The organism is Roseisolibacter sp. H3M3-2 (assembly GCF_029211165.1).
Lineage (GTDB): Bacteria > Gemmatimonadota > Gemmatimonadetes > Gemmatimonadales > Gemmatimonadaceae > Roseisolibacter.
Genome location: NZ_JARGEK010000111.1, coordinates 1 through 13,167 on the forward strand (window position 1 = coordinate 1; position 13,167 = coordinate 13,167).

Consider the following 13,167-nt stretch of genomic DNA (forward strand, 5'->3'; position numbering starts at 1 on the left):
ACGTCGAGCTGCGCCAGCACCTCGCGCGCCGGCACGAAGCCGGGCTGCAGCGCCAGCGCGCGCTCGAGCGACGACCGGGCCCGCGCGGCGGGGCCCGGGTCGGCCAGCGCCCCCTCCCGCGCCAGCCGCGCCCCCAGCTCGTACCACGGCTCCGCGCGGTCGGGCGACAGGTCGATCAGCCGCTCCCACGCCGCCACCGCCTCCTCGACCGGCGACGGCTCGGGATAGCGCGGCCCGGCCATCGCGACGAGGAGCGCCCGCGCCCGCTCGTCCAGCACGTCCCGCTCCCGCCACGCCGCCGCCAGCGCCCGCGCGCGCACCGCCTGCAGGTGGAGCCGCTCCGCCGTCCGCGCGAGCTGCAGCCCGGCCAGCGCGAACCCGGAGTCGAGCTGCAGCGCCTCGTCGTAGCGCCGCTCGGCGACCACCAGGCTCCCCCGCCGGAAGGCGGCCTGCCCATCGAGGTACGCCCGCAGCGCCCGCAGCGACCCCGAGGTCTGCGCCGCCAGCGACGCCTCCTCCCCCGCCCCGGCCACCAGCAGCCGGGCCGCCAGCCGGTCCACCAGCGCGCTCAGGCTGTCGGCGGGGCCCTCGACGCTCGCCCGCCCGAGCAGCGCCCCGCCGGCCACCCCGACGACGTCCGCGCTCAGCACGATCCGCGACGGCGTCCCGACGACGCTCCCCAGGACCACCCGTTCGGCGCCCAGGCGCCCCGCCAGCGCGACCACGGTGTCGCGCGGCAGCTCCATCGTACGCCCCACTCCCGTCGCGCGCCATGCGGCCAGGACGGCGCCAGCATCGACGGAGCGTGCGGTGCTGTCGTCGGCCAGGCGGGTCGAGAGCAGCTCCACCAGCCCGTCGCGGAGGTAGGCGAGCGACGCGCTCGCGCCGCTCACCCGGAAGGGGGCGACCACGAGCCGCTGGGTCAGCGACGCGGGGGCGGCGGCCGGCGGCGGGTCCGGCTCGCGCTGCCACACCGCGACCACGGCGATCAGCGCCAGGAGCGACAGCGCCCCCGCGACCGGCCAGCGCCAGCGGCGGCGCCCCGGCGGGGGGACGACGCGGATCGGGGCCTCGCCGAGCGTGACCGTGCGCCCCCCGACGTACCGGACCGGGGACCGCGGGGGCCCGTCGTCGACGTCGGACGGCTCCTCCTCGTCCACCGGCGGCAGGGGCGGCGGCTCCTCCGGGGGCGCCGGCGGCGCCAGGGTGGCGGTCGCCCCCTCGGCCTGCCACTCCACCGGCTCGCGCAGCCGTTCGGCCAGCGCCGTCACCACCGGGTCGGCGTCGAGGCCGAGCTGGTCGCGGAGCAGCGTCTCGTGCAGCCGCGCGTGCTGGAGCGCGCCGGCGCGGTCGCCGCTCTGGGCGAGGACCTGCATCAGCGACACCGCCACCGCCGCGTCGAGCGGGCGGATGGCGGCCAGCCGCCGTCGCCAGTCGAGCGCCTCCCGCAGCTCCCCCGCCTCCTCGGCGGCCCGCGCGAGCCGGTCGAGCGCGCCCACCGCGCGGTCCTCCAGCCGCTGCCGCTGCATCGAGCTCCACTGCTCGAATTCGGTCGAGCCCGGCAGGTAGAAGCCGTCGAGGAACGGCCCCTGGTACAGCGCGGCGGCGCGGCCGAGCTCGTCGGCGTCGAGCGCCGACTCGAACTCCTGGACGTCGCTGGCGATCCGGTCGCGGTTGAGCCGGATGTCGCCGCCCGTGACGAAGAGGTCGTCGACCCCGAGCGCGCGACGGGCGGCATAGAGCCCCTGGGTCAGCGAGTGCCGGGCCCGCTCCTCCTCCGAGTCCGGCCACAGGATCGCGATGAGCTTGTCGCGGCTCAGCCCGGCGTCACCGGCCACGGCGAGCACGGCCAGGAGCGCGAGGAGACGGCGCTGACTGGCGGCGCCCCCCATCGGCTCGCCGGCCGCGTCCGCCGCGAACAGGCCACCAAGTGTGCGAATCCTGAGCACTTACGTCCGTTTGAGATCCGTCTGAGGTCGGGCTGAGGGGGGAGATCTACACTCCCCGCCGTTCCCGGTGCTGCAATGGCGGACACCGAACCGACCACTTCGACGAGGCCAGCATGTCCCCCCTCCCCACGTTCACCGCCCGCATCGCCGCCGAGGACCTGGCCACCCTGGCGGAGGTCGCCTCGCTCCGCTTTCCGCTCCGGGCCGCCGAGTCGCGCCGGCTGGAGCGTATGCGCACCCTGCTCGCGGCCGCCACCGAACTGGGGCAGACGCTGAATCAGTACACTCACTGCGCGCTGGTGAACTGCCAGGGCTCGCACGGGGTCGGCAGCGTGCACGAGCACGGCGAGCGGTTCATGGCCGCGCTTGCCCACTATGCCGAGCTCACGCGTGAGGTCGCCGCGGAATACCGGCACCACGTGGACGGCGCGCCGAGCCCGCTGCTGCTCGCCGCGCTCGAGCCGTCCGCGCGCCTGGAGGTGGCGTGACCACGCCGCGTCTGCTCTCCGAGCGGGGGGGCGGCTTCCACCGACGGCAGGAGTTGCGCCCGTCGGGGCGCCGCTGGCCCGGCGCGCCGCGTCCGGGCGCGGCCGGCCGCGTCCTCATCGTGTCGAACCGCCTCCCCGCCACCGTGCGCGTCGAGGACGGCGAGGTGCGGCTCGTTCCGAGCAGCGGCGGGCTGGCCACCGGGCTGCGCGGGGTGCACGAGCGCCTGCCGGGGCTCTGGATCGGCTGGTCGGGGGCGGTGGGGACGCTCCCCCCGCAGGACCAGCGGGCGGTGGACCGCGTGCTGGCCGGCACCGGGGCGCGCAGCGTGCCGCTCGAGGCCGACGAGGTCGCCGCGTTCTACCAGCGCTACGCCAACGGCGCGCTGTGGCCGGTGCTGCACGGCAGCGCCCCCGAGGGGCCGGAGCCGGCGGACTGGGAGACCTACCGCGCCATCAACGAGCGGTACGCCGACCTGGTCGCCGAGGAGGCGCGGCCGGGGGACCGGGTGTGGGTGCACGACTACCATCTGATGCTCGTGCCGCGGCTGCTGCGCGGGCGCCGGCCGGACGTGCGAGTGGGCTTCTTCCTCCACACGCCGTTCCCCGAGCTCGCCGCCTGGCGGGCGCTGCCGCAGGCCGACGCGCTGCTCGACGGGATGCTGGGCGCCGACGCGCTGGGCTTCCACGTCGCGGCGTACGCCTCTCGCTTCGCGCGTGCCGTCGAGGCGCTGCGCGGCGTGCCGGCGCCGCTGGTGTCGGGCGCCGGCGTGCTGGACGACGCGGGGCGCCCGGTCGCGGTGCACGCCACCCCGATGGGGATCGACGTCGACGCGTTCGCCGCGCGCTCGACCGACCCGCAGGCGCAGGAGCTGGCCGACGGGCTGCGCGGCGACGGCGGGCCGCTGTTCGTGGGCGTCGACCGCCTCGACCCGACGAAGGGGATCCCGGAGCGGCTGGACGCGTTCGGGCGGCTGCTCGACCGGCGGCCCGACCTGCGCGGGCGCGCGCGGCTGGTGCAGCTCGCGGTGCCCTCGCGCGAGGACGTGCCGGCGTACCGCGCACTCAAGGCGCGGGTCGAGACGCTGGTCGAGCGCATCAATGCCCGCCACGGCACCGCCGACCACCAGCCGGTGCACTACGTGTACGGGAGCGTCGACGCCACGGGGCTGGCGGCGCTCTACCTGGCCGCCGACGTGATGCTGGTGACGCCGCTGTGCGACGGGATGAACCTGGTCGCCAAGGAGTTCGTCGCCACGCGCACCGACGACGAGGGGGTGCTGGTGCTGAGCGAGCGCGCGGGCGCGGCCGCGGAGCTGCGCGCGGCGCTGCAGGTGGACCCGCGCGACCCCGAGGCGTTGACGGCGGCGTACGAGCGCGCGCTCGACCTGTCGCCCGCCGAGCGGCGGGTGCGGATGCGGCGGCTGCGGCAGCGGGTGGCGGCGTACGACGTCCGCCGCTGGTCCGACGACTGCCTGGCGCGGCTGGCGCCGCCGCCGGCGGCTCAGCCGGCGCGCTGAGCCGCGTCCCGCTGAGCCGCGTCGCGCTGCCGCGGGACGACGGCGAGGGTGCAGCGGGACACGCACACGAGGCGGTCCCGCTCGTCCGTGATCCGGACGTCCCAGACCTGGGTGCTGCGCCCGACGTGCAGCGGCGTGGCGACGGCGGTCACGACGCCGTCGCGCACCGACCGCACGTGGTTGGCGTTGATCTCCAGCCCCACGGCCATCTCGCGCGCGTGGTCGCAGGCGAGCGTGGCGCCGATCGACGCCACCGACTCGGCGAGCGCCACCGACGCGCCGCCGTGCAGGAGCCCGAACGGCTGGTGCACGGCGCGGCCGACGGGCATCGTCCCCACCACCCGCTCGGCCGACGCGTCGGTGAGGGCGATCCCGAGCGTCTCGAGCAGCCCGAGGTGCGGGAACGCCGAGAGCCAGGCGCGGACCTCGGGGGTCACGCGACCAGCCGCGCGTGCCAGGACTCGCGCAGCGGGCGCTCGAAGCGCGCGCGCCAGTCGCCGGCGGTGGCCACGGTGGTGTCGAACACGGTGGGCTCCCCCGTGACGGCGCGCCCGAACTCCGCGCGCTCGGCGCACCGCACGCCGCCGTCGGCGTCGCGCCAGTAGACGCGCCCCCCGCCGAGCAGCGTGGTGCCGAGCGCGGGGGCGAGCCCCTGCAGCGTGCGGAACAGGCCGTCGATGCTGCACCCCGACGCCCCCTCGCGCGACTGGTCGACGGCGACGGCGAGGAAGCGGTCGTCGCGCCAGTCGCGCGCGCACGTCAGCGGCACGCCGTGCGCGGCCCACCGGTCGAGGAACCCGTCGACGGCGGCGAGCAGGCGCGCGGCCGCGTCGCCGTCGAGCGGGTCGGCGGCGGCGAACACCCAGAGGCGGGCGTCGTCGGGGAGCTGGTCGAAGGGGACTCTCGGCATGGCGGGAATCTAGTTGCGAGCTGCGACGTGCGACCCTCCCACGCCATGCCCCCGGTCGCGGCCGCTCATGGTTCAACCTTCAGGGAATCGGATGCTTCGGATGAGACGGATCCGTTGCATCCGAAGCATCCGATTCCTGGCCGTTGCTCTTGCGCAGCCGCGCAGCCGCGCAGCCGAGCAGCCGCGCCGCTAGCTCCCGTGCCCGCGGAACACGAAGTACACCGCCCCGCACAGGCACAGCCCCGCCCACAGGAAGTCGAGCCGCGGCGCCTGCTTCAGGTACAGCACGCTGAACGGGACGAACACCAGTAGCGTGATCACCTCCTGCAGCATCTTCAGCTGCGGGAGCGTCAGCACGGTGAAGCCGATGCGGTTGGCGGGGACCTGCAGCAGGTATTCGAACAGCGCGATCCCCCAGCTCAGGAGGGCCGCGATCCACCACGGCCGGTCGGCGAGCGTGCGCAGGTGGCCGTACCACGCGTACGTCATGAAGACGTTCGACAGCGTGAGGAGGAAGACGGTGCGGACGATGGGCGGCATGCGGGAAGGCTACACGCCCCGCGGCCGTTCCGGCGGCGGGGCGCCCCGGCTAGCATGTCGGCATGACTCCCCTCACCTGGCGCTGCGTCCCGTGGGCCGAGCTGACGCTCGACGAGCTGTACGCGGCGCTCCAGCTGCGGCAGCGCGTGTTCGTCGTCGAGCAGACCTGCCCGTACCTCGACGCCGACGGCAGCGACGCCGAGGCGTGGCACCTCTTCGGCTGGACGCGCGACGCCGACGGCGCCCCGCGGCTCGGCGCCTACGCGCGGCTGTTCCGCCCGGGGGTGAAGTACGCCGAGGCGTCGATCGGGCGCGTCGTCTCGAACCCCGACGTGCGGCGCACGGGGATGGGGCGGGCGCTGATGACCGAGGCGATCGCGCGGGTGGCGGCGCTGGCGCCGGGGGCGCCGATCCGCATCGGGGCGCAGCGGTACCTCGAGCGGTTCTACGGGGGGCTGGGGTTCGTCACGGAGGGGGAGCCGTACGACGAGGACGGGATCGAGCACGTCGAGATGGTGCGGACGGCGGAGTAAGGCGGGAGGGGGTACTTCGTAGGGCGGGGGTGGGACGAAGTTCGGGGTACCTCGCAGGGCAGGGTGCGGCGGAGATCGGGATACGACGAACCCGGGTGCGGCGAAGACCGGGGTGCGGCGGACCTACGAGCCCGTAGCCGATTGGTCCGCCGTACCCCGCTCTGCGAACTCCCCTTGTGTTCGGTTCACCCCGCTCTGCGCCGTCCCCTGCACTGCGCCGTACCCTGCTCTTCGCCGTTACCGCGCCGAGACGCGATCGCGGGCCGTCGGGGACACCGCCCGCCGAACATGGTGGTCCCCCCACGCCGGACCACCGCCATGCTCTCCGTCTCCGCTCCCCCGCCCGACCCCGCCGCCACCGCGCTCGCGCGCGCCATCACCCTGCGCGACCGGCCGGGGGCGGAGCTCGACCGGGCGCTGTCGCTGTTCGTGCGCCGCGCCCGCGTCTACGACGAGCCCGTGGAGCGCATGCTGGCGCGCCTGAAGGAGCTGCTGCACGCCAGCGTCCGCCCCCTGCGCCCCGACGACGACCCGCGCGAGGTGGTCGCGCTCCTGATGCGGCGGGCCATCACGGCGTACTACCGGGACGATTGACGACCCGGTAGGGCGGGAACGGATACGGCGGGAGTCGCTACTGCGGGAGTCACAACGGCGGGAGTCTCTACGGCGCAGTGCGCGGTCACGGCTCCCGCTCTGACGACTCCCGCAGTAGCGACTCCCGCCCGTTCAGTCGACGGAAAGTCTTGGCAGCCGCCCGCCGGAGTGTTTCCCTCCCGGCATGCCCCACGAGACCGCCCTCCTCGCCACGCTCGCCATCACGTTCGCGCTGGCGTTCGCGCTCGGCGTGGGGGCGGCGCGCCTCGGGCTGCCGCCGCTCGCCGGGTACCTGCTGGCCGGGGTCGCGCTGGGGCCGGCGGCGCCGTGGCGGGTGGCCGACGTCGCGCTGGCCGGGCAGCTGGCGGAGTTCGGCGTCATCCTGCTGATGTTCGGCGTGGGGCTGCACTTCGCCCCGCGCGACCTGCTGGCGGCGCGGCGCGTCGCGCTCCCCGGCGCGCTGCTGCAGGTGGCCGTCGCCGCGGCGCTCGGGGCCGCGGTCGCGCGCGGGTGGGGGTGGGCGTGGGGTGCCGCCCTCGTGTTCGGGCTCGCCCTGTCGGTGTCGAGCACCGTCGTCGTGCTGCGCACCCTCGAGGCGCGCGGCCGGCTCGACACCGCCGACGGGCGCACCGCCGTCGGGTGGCTCGTGGTGCAGGACCTGGCGATGGTCCTCGTCCTCGTGCTCCTCCCCGCGCTCGCGCCGGCCGGGACGCCGATCGGCGCGCGGGGCGGCGGCGACCCGTGGGGCGCGCTGGCGGTGACGCTCGCCAAGGTCGCGTCGTTCGTCGCGCTGATGCTCGTCGTCGGGCGCCGCGCGGTGCCGTGGCTGCTGGCGCGCGTGGCGCGCACCGGCTCGCGCGAGCTGTTCACCCTCGCCGTGCTCACCACCGCGCTCGGGATCGCGATGGGGGCCTCGCTGCTCTTCGGCGTGAGCGCGGCGCTCGGCGCGTTCTTCGCGGGCGTCGTGCTGAGCGAGTCGGACCTCAGCTACCAGGCCGGCGCCGACGCGCTCCCGCTGCAGGACGCGTTCGCGGTGCTGTTCTTCGTGTCGGCGGGGATGCTGTTCGACCCCGCGGTGGTGGCGCGCGACCCGTGGCACGTGCTGGCCGCGGTGGCGGTCGTCGTCGTCGGCAACGCGCTCGTGCCGCTCGTCCTGCTGCTCCGCCTCGGCGTCCCCGCGCGCGGCGCGCTCGGCGTCGCGGCGGCGCTCGGGCAGGTGGGGGAGTTCTCCTTCATCCTCGCCGGCCTCGGCGTCGCGCTCGGCGTGCTCCCCGACGCCGGGCGCCAGCTCGTGCTCGCGGCGGCGCTGCTCACCATCGGCCTCAACCCGCTGCTGCAGGCGGCCGCCGGGGCGCTCGAGCGGTGGCTGGCCGCGCGCCCGCGGCTGCTCGACGCGCTGGCCCCCGAGCTCGACGGGCACGTCGTGCTGGTGGGGCACGGGCGCGTCGGGCGCACCATGGCGCTGGCGCTGGCCGGCGAGGGGGTGCCGATCCGGGTGGTCGAGCGCGAGCGGCGCGCGGTCGAGGCGCTGCGCGGCGACGGCGTGCCGGCGGTGTTCGGCGACGCCGGGCGCGCCGGCGAGCAGCCGCAGGCGCACCCGGAGCGCGCGCGCCTGCTCGTGGTGGCCGCGCCCGACCCGTACCACGCGCGCCACGTCGTCGAGCAGGCGCGCCGCGCGCAGCCCGGCATCGACGCCGTCGTTCGCACGCACAGCGCCGAGGCGCAGGAGCAGTTCGAGCGCATGGGGGTGGGGCACGCGCTGATGGGGGAGCACCAGCTCGCTCTCGGCATGGCGCGCTACGCGCTGGCGGCGCTCGGCTGCGCGCCGGCCGACGCCGAGCGCCCGCTGGCCGCGCTCGACGCGCCGCGCGCGGGGGCCGCGGCCGCCGTCGGCCCCGTCGGGGCGGTGGGGGCCGCGTGAACGAGACCGAGCCGCTCGCGACCGCTATCCTGCTCGCCGCGTTCGGCGCGGTGCTGGCGACGAGCGTGCTGTTCAGCCGCGCGTCGCAGCGCCTCGCGGTGCCGGTGGCGCTCGTGTTCCTCGGCATCGGCGTGCTGGCCGGCTCCGAGGGGGTGCTCGGCATCCCGTTCGAGGACTACCGCTTCGCGTTCCGCATCGGGACCGTCGCGCTGGTGCTGATCCTGTTCGACGGCGGGTTGAACACGCCGCTGACGCACGTGCGCGCGGTGGCGCGCCCCGCCGGCGTGCTGGCGACGGTCGGCGTCGCGGGGACGGCGGCGCTGGTCGGCGTCGCCGCGCACCTGCTCGGCTTCGACTGGCCGCTGGCGCTGCTCCTCGGCGCCGTCGTGTCGTCGACCGACGCGGCGGCGGTGTTCACCGTGCTCAAGACCAGCGGGATCAGCCTCAAGCGCCGCGTCGGCACGACGCTGGAGGTCGAGTCGGGGCTCAACGACCCGATGGCGGTGCTGCTGACGACCGCGCTCACCGGCGCGCTGCTGGCGCCGGGCGGGCTCTCGGTCGGGCAGCTGGCGTTCGACGTGACGCGCGAGCTGGTCGTCGGCGCGGCGATGGGCGTGGTGGTCGGGCGCGCCGGCCGCCTGCTGCTCGGCCGCGTGCGGCTCGCGGCGGGCGGGCTGTACCCCGCCCTCACGCTGGGGCTCGCGTGCCTCGCCTTCGGCGTCACGACGCGGCTGCACGGGAGCGGCTTCCTCGCCGTGTACGTGGCCGCGGTGCTGATCGGCGACGGGCCGCTGCCGTTCCGCCCCGGGCTGCTGCGCGTGCACGACGCGCTGGCGTGGCTCGGGCAGATCGTGATGTTCCTCGTGCTCGGGCTGCTGGTGTTCCCGTCGCGGCTCGCCGAGGTGGCGGGGATCGGGCTGGCGCTCGCGCTTTTCCTGGCCGTCGTCGCGCGCCCGCTGGTGGTGGCGCTGTGCCTCGCGCCCTTCCGCTTCCCGCGGCGCGAGGTCGCCTACGTCGGGTGGGTGGGGCTGCGCGGCGCGGTGCCGATCATCCTCGCGACCTTCCCGGTGCTGGCGGGGGCGCCCGGCGCGGGGCGCGTGTTCGACGTCGTCTTCTTCATCGTCGTCGTCAACGCGCTCGTCCCCGGCGCGACGGTGCCGTGGGTGACGCGCCGCCTCGGCCTCGAGTCGGGGGAGCCGCCGGCGCCGCGCGCGGTGCTCGAGATCGAGAGCATGCAGCCGCTCGAGGGGTCGCTGCTGTCGTTCCACGTCAGCGAGGCGCTCGCCGTCGCCGGCGTCCCGCTCCGCGAGCTCGACTTCCCCGAGGGGGCGAGCATCGTGCTGATCGTGCGCGGCCGCGAGCTGCTCGCGCCCAAGGGGGACACGGCGCTGGCGACGGGGGATCATGCGTACGTGTTCGCGCGGCCGAAGGACCTGGCGTGGGTGCAGCTGATGTTCGGAAGACCGGAAAGCGAGTGAGGCGGGAGTCGCGACTACGGGAGTCACTACTGCGGGAGTCGATACTGCGCAGTGCGCTGTTACGACTCCCGCCGTGAAGACTCCCGCCGTTACGACTCCCGCCCCATCAGTCCTTCGGGTTGGGCAACTGAATCATCGGCGTCGCCCCCCCGCTCACCGTCGGCAGCTTCCCGTCCCACCGCTTCATCAGCTCGTACTGCACCAGCGTCGGCGTGATGCTCGCCGAGAGGAGCTGGTTGGCGCGCGCCTGCGCCTCGGCCTCGGCGGTGATCGCCTTCGCGCGGCCGGCCGCCTTGATGGAGTCGCCCTGCGCCTGGAACTGGTTCTTCTGCAGCTCGTTCTGCGCCGTCAGCGCCTGCTGCTGCATCACGTTCTTGGCGTTGATCGCCTGCATCACCGACTCGGGGGCGCGCAGCTCGTTGAGCGTGAACTGCTTGACCACGATGCCGTAGGGCGACAGCCGCTGCGACAGCAGCGCCTGCGTCGCGTTCACCGCCTCGGCCTTCTTGGGGCCGATGATGTCGGCGATCTGCTCGGAGCCGACGACCTCCTGCAGCGCCTGGCGGATCGCCTGCTTCACGTAGCCGTGCTGGATCGTCTCGATGTCGGTGCGGAAGGTCTGGTAGAGCTGCGGCACGCGCGCCGGGTCGAGCTCGAAGCTCATCGACACGTCGAGCGACAGCGGCTGCCCCTCCTGCGAGTTCACGTTGATCTCGTCGTTCCCCTGCCCGTCGGCGCCGCCGCGGGTGAGGACGAGCGTCTGCATGAACGTCGGGTACTCCTCGATCGCCGTGAGCAGGGGGTTGCGCGCGTGCAGCCCCGGGCCGAGGGGCGTCTTGTCGACGCCGCCGCCGGTGCGGTGGATGACGATGCCGACGTGCCCCGGGTTCACGTACGTGACCATCGACGGCGCGAGCACGGCCAGCGCGATCACGCCGGCGATGCCGAGGAAGACGCGCTTCACCACGCGCCCGGCGTCGCCGCCGCGCGGGGGCTCGCCGCCGGCCGCGGCGCGGCGCCCGCGGCGCCCGACGTCGGGGGTGTAGCTGGCGCCCATCCCACGCAGCGCGTCGGCGAGCGAGGGGGCGGACGACGCCATGGTCGAGGCGTCGCCGCCGGTCGGATCGTCAGACGATCCCATCGAGAGTCTCCGCGTAGCAGTGCGGGCAGATCCGCTCGCCGGTCGGCAGGCGGACGAGGTCGCGCTCCTCCAGGTCGCCGTGGATCGCGCAGCGCAGGTCCTGCGCGCGGTCGATGCGGCGGCGGTTGGCGGTCTGGCGGGCCCAGAGGCCCAGGGGGGTGTGCCCGAACACCCCGTACGCAACGAGGGCGACCGCCACCGCGACGAACGCGGCGAAGAGGACGCCCTCGATCAGGATCGTGACCATCGTACCAACACTACGACCCGCGCCGGCGAAAAGTTACGCCCCCCTCGACGCTCGACGCTCGACGCTCGGCCAGCGTCGAGCGTCGAGCGTCGAGCGTCGAGCGAGGAGCTGACTCGCCCCTCAGCCCTCCGTGCGGTACGCCGGCGCGTCCGGCTGCTGCCCGTGCGGCTCCTTCAGGCGCACCGGGCGGAGCGCGGCGGCGACCAGCGCGACCCGGCTCCCCAGGTTGCGGGCGACCTGCAGCTCGCTCTCGATCGGCTGGCGCGAGCCGTCGGGGCCGGCCACCGTGCCGGGGCCGTACGGCGAGCCGCCGCGCCCCTCGGCGCCGAAGATCCCCGGGTTCTGCCCGTACGGCGTGCCGACGAACACCATGCCGAAGTGCAGCAGCGGGACGAGCGAGGTCAGGATCGTCGTCTCCTGCCCGCCGCCCACGTTGGCCGTGCTGGTGAAGACGCCGGTCGCCTTGTCCTCCAGCTCCCCCTTCGCCCACAGCCCGCCCAGCGTGTCGAGGAACTGCTTCATCTGGGCGGTCATGTTGCCGTAGCGCGTCGGCGTCCCCCACACGATCCCGTCGGCCCACCGCAGGTCGTCGTGCGTCGCCTCGGGGATGTCGGCCATCGCCTCCTGGGCCTTCACGTACCACTCCATCCCGCTCATGGCGGCGCGCGCGGCCTCCAGCTCGGGGATGCGGCGCACCCGGACCTCGGTGCCGGGGACGGAGCGCGCCCCCTCGGCGACGGCGAGCGCCATCTGGTGGACGTGGCCGAAGGTGCTGTAGAACGGGATCAGGACGTTCGCGGGCATGGCTGGGGGCGTGGGTAGGGAGGTACAACTCTCAGCGCTGAGATTCTAGCGCAATTCCCACGCCCCGTGTTTCCCACGCGCTACGCCGCCGGCTCGCGCTCCTGCTCGGCCTCGAGCTCGGCGGCCTGGGTGCCGAGCGTGCGCAGCAGGGAACGGGCGACCCGCTGCTCGTCCGCGGAGAGCCCGGCCATCGCCCCGGCCACGGCGGCGGCGTGCTGCGGGAAGACCTCGCGCACGAACGCCGTCCCGGCGTCGGTGAGCACCGCGTAGCGGGCCCGCCGGTCCTCGGCGCACTTGTCGCGGCGCACCAGCCCGCGCTGCTCCAGCCGGTCCACCAGGTAGGTGACGCCGCCGCTGGATACGAGCAGCGACCGCTGCACCTCGCCCAGGAGCATCGGCCCCTTGTGGTAGAGCGCCTCGAGGACGCCGAACTCGGCGAGGGTCAGCCCGTGGCGGGCGACGTCGGCGGCGGCGTGGGTCGCGATCGCCGCGTGGGCGCGCGACAGCACGACCCAGAGCCGGAGCGCGTCGCGCTCGGCCGGGGAGACGTCGGGGGGCGAGGGGCGGCGGCTGGACGACATGGCACCCGGAAATTACCTCACGGGTGAGACGCGCGGCCAGAGTCGATCGACCCCGGTCCGCGCCCCCCGCGCCCCCGCCCCGCCCATGGACGCCACCGCCGCCACGACGCCCCCCGACCGCCGCGCCTTCCTCGGCTACTTCGCCTCGGTGGGGCTGGGCTCGACCCTCCTCCCCGGCGTCCTGTGGGCGCGCGTCGCCGAGGGCGCCGAGGTGACCGCGGCCAGCGTCGCCGCGGCCGCCGAGATCGCGGGGCTGGAGTTCGACGAGCAGGAGAAGGCGTCGCTGGTCGAGGGGCTCAAGCGGCAGCTCGCGCAGATCGAGGCGCTGCACAAGGTGCCGCTCCCCAACGAGGTCGCGCCGGCGATCCACTTCGACCCGCGCGTCCCCGGCACCGCGTCGGCGGCGCTCGGCGCCGCGCGCGCGGCCGGGCCCACGGCGGGGGGGCGGATGACGCGCGCGCGGC

General features: G+C 75.5%; 14 protein-coding genes and 1 pseudogene. 7 read left to right on the forward strand and 8 right to left on the reverse strand.

The annotated features are described in order from the left end of the window. On the reverse strand, positions 1–1,949 hold a 1,949-nt coding region (locus tag PYV61_RS11160; protein WP_275831406.1), incomplete at its 3' end, for a BTAD domain-containing putative transcriptional regulator. Positions 1,950–2,062: 113 nt separating this feature from the next. Here PYV61_RS11160 and PYV61_RS11165 point away from each other — a divergent pair. Then, positions 2,063–2,437 carry a hypothetical protein gene (locus tag PYV61_RS11165; RefSeq protein WP_275831408.1) on the forward strand — a complete coding sequence of 125 codons (375 nt, stop codon included), beginning with the start codon at positions 2,063–2,065 and terminating at the stop codon, positions 2,435–2,437. Beyond that, entirely contained in the window at positions 2,434–3,954 is a 1,521-nt protein-coding gene (locus tag PYV61_RS11170; RefSeq protein ID WP_275831410.1) for a trehalose-6-phosphate synthase, read from the forward strand. The genes PYV61_RS11165 and PYV61_RS11170 overlap by 4 nt, the downstream gene beginning before the upstream one ends. On the opposite strand, the gene PYV61_RS11175 is transcribed toward PYV61_RS11170, so the two are convergent. The 3 genes from PYV61_RS11175 to PYV61_RS11185 form a co-directional block, all read right to left on the reverse strand. Then, entirely contained in the window at positions 3,939–4,391 is a 453-nt protein-coding gene (locus PYV61_RS11175) for a hotdog fold thioesterase (protein WP_275831413.1), read from the reverse strand. The genes PYV61_RS11170 and PYV61_RS11175 overlap by 16 nt on opposite strands. Continuing rightward, a complete protein-coding gene (locus tag PYV61_RS11180) occupies positions 4,388–4,864 on the reverse strand; it encodes a hypothetical protein (protein WP_275831415.1) in 477 nt (158 codons plus the stop codon). The genes PYV61_RS11175 and PYV61_RS11180 overlap by 4 nt, the downstream gene beginning before the upstream one ends. Positions 4,865–5,053: 189 nt before the next feature. Further along, positions 5,054–5,404, reverse strand: a complete 351-nt coding sequence (locus PYV61_RS11185) for a DMT family protein (RefSeq protein WP_275831417.1) — start codon at positions 5,402–5,404, stop codon at positions 5,054–5,056. A gap of 62 nt (positions 5,405–5,466) precedes the next feature. Here PYV61_RS11185 and PYV61_RS11190 point away from each other — a divergent pair, with 62 nt between their 5' ends. The 4 genes from PYV61_RS11190 (at position 5,467) to PYV61_RS11205 (ending at position 9,930) form a co-directional block, all read left to right on the forward strand. After that, positions 5,467–5,937: a GNAT family N-acetyltransferase gene (locus PYV61_RS11190; RefSeq protein WP_275831419.1), complete on the forward strand. Its 471-nt coding sequence runs from the start codon at positions 5,467–5,469 to the stop codon at positions 5,935–5,937. A 318-nt stretch (positions 5,938–6,255) separates the two neighbouring features. Next, positions 6,256–6,531 carry a hypothetical protein gene (locus PYV61_RS11195; protein ID WP_275831421.1) on the forward strand — a complete coding sequence of 92 codons (276 nt, stop codon included), beginning with the start codon at positions 6,256–6,258 and terminating at the stop codon, positions 6,529–6,531. Positions 6,532–6,715: 184 nt separating this feature from the next. After that, positions 6,716–8,452 carry a cation:proton antiporter gene (locus tag PYV61_RS11200; protein WP_275831423.1) on the forward strand — a complete coding sequence of 579 codons (1,737 nt, stop codon included), beginning with the start codon at positions 6,716–6,718 and terminating at the stop codon, positions 8,450–8,452. Next, entirely contained in the window at positions 8,449–9,930 is a 1,482-nt protein-coding gene (locus PYV61_RS11205) for a potassium/proton antiporter (protein ID WP_275831425.1), read from the forward strand. The genes PYV61_RS11200 and PYV61_RS11205 overlap by 4 nt, the downstream gene beginning before the upstream one ends. Positions 9,931–10,036: 106 nt before the next feature. Here the strand turns inward: PYV61_RS11205 and PYV61_RS11210 are convergent, their stop codons facing one another. The 4 genes from PYV61_RS11210 to PYV61_RS11225 all read right to left on the reverse strand — a co-directional run bounded on the left by PYV61_RS11210 (position 10,037) and on the right by PYV61_RS11225 (position 12,703). Further along, entirely contained in the window at positions 10,037–11,029 is a 993-nt protein-coding gene (locus tag PYV61_RS11210; protein ID WP_275831427.1) for a prohibitin family protein, read from the reverse strand. A 28-nt stretch (positions 11,030–11,057) separates the two neighbouring features. Beyond that, positions 11,058–11,318, reverse strand: coding sequence for a hypothetical protein (locus tag PYV61_RS11215; protein WP_275831429.1), 261 nt, complete (start codon positions 11,316–11,318; stop codon positions 11,058–11,060). A gap of 120 nt (positions 11,319–11,438) precedes the next feature. Continuing rightward, positions 11,439–12,122 (reverse strand): NAD(P)H:quinone oxidoreductase, encoded by a 684-nt coding sequence (gene wrbA, locus PYV61_RS11220; protein ID WP_275831431.1) that lies wholly within the window; start codon positions 12,120–12,122, stop codon positions 11,439–11,441. 80 nt (positions 12,123–12,202) lie between these two features. Beyond that, positions 12,203–12,703 (reverse strand): MarR family transcriptional regulator, encoded by a 501-nt coding sequence (locus PYV61_RS11225; protein WP_275831433.1) that lies wholly within the window; start codon positions 12,701–12,703, stop codon positions 12,203–12,205. 85 nt (positions 12,704–12,788) lie between these two features. Between PYV61_RS11225 and PYV61_RS11230 the strand changes: the two are divergent. Then, positions 12,789–13,167: pseudogene (locus tag PYV61_RS11230) on the forward strand (hypothetical protein); the annotation flags it as partial.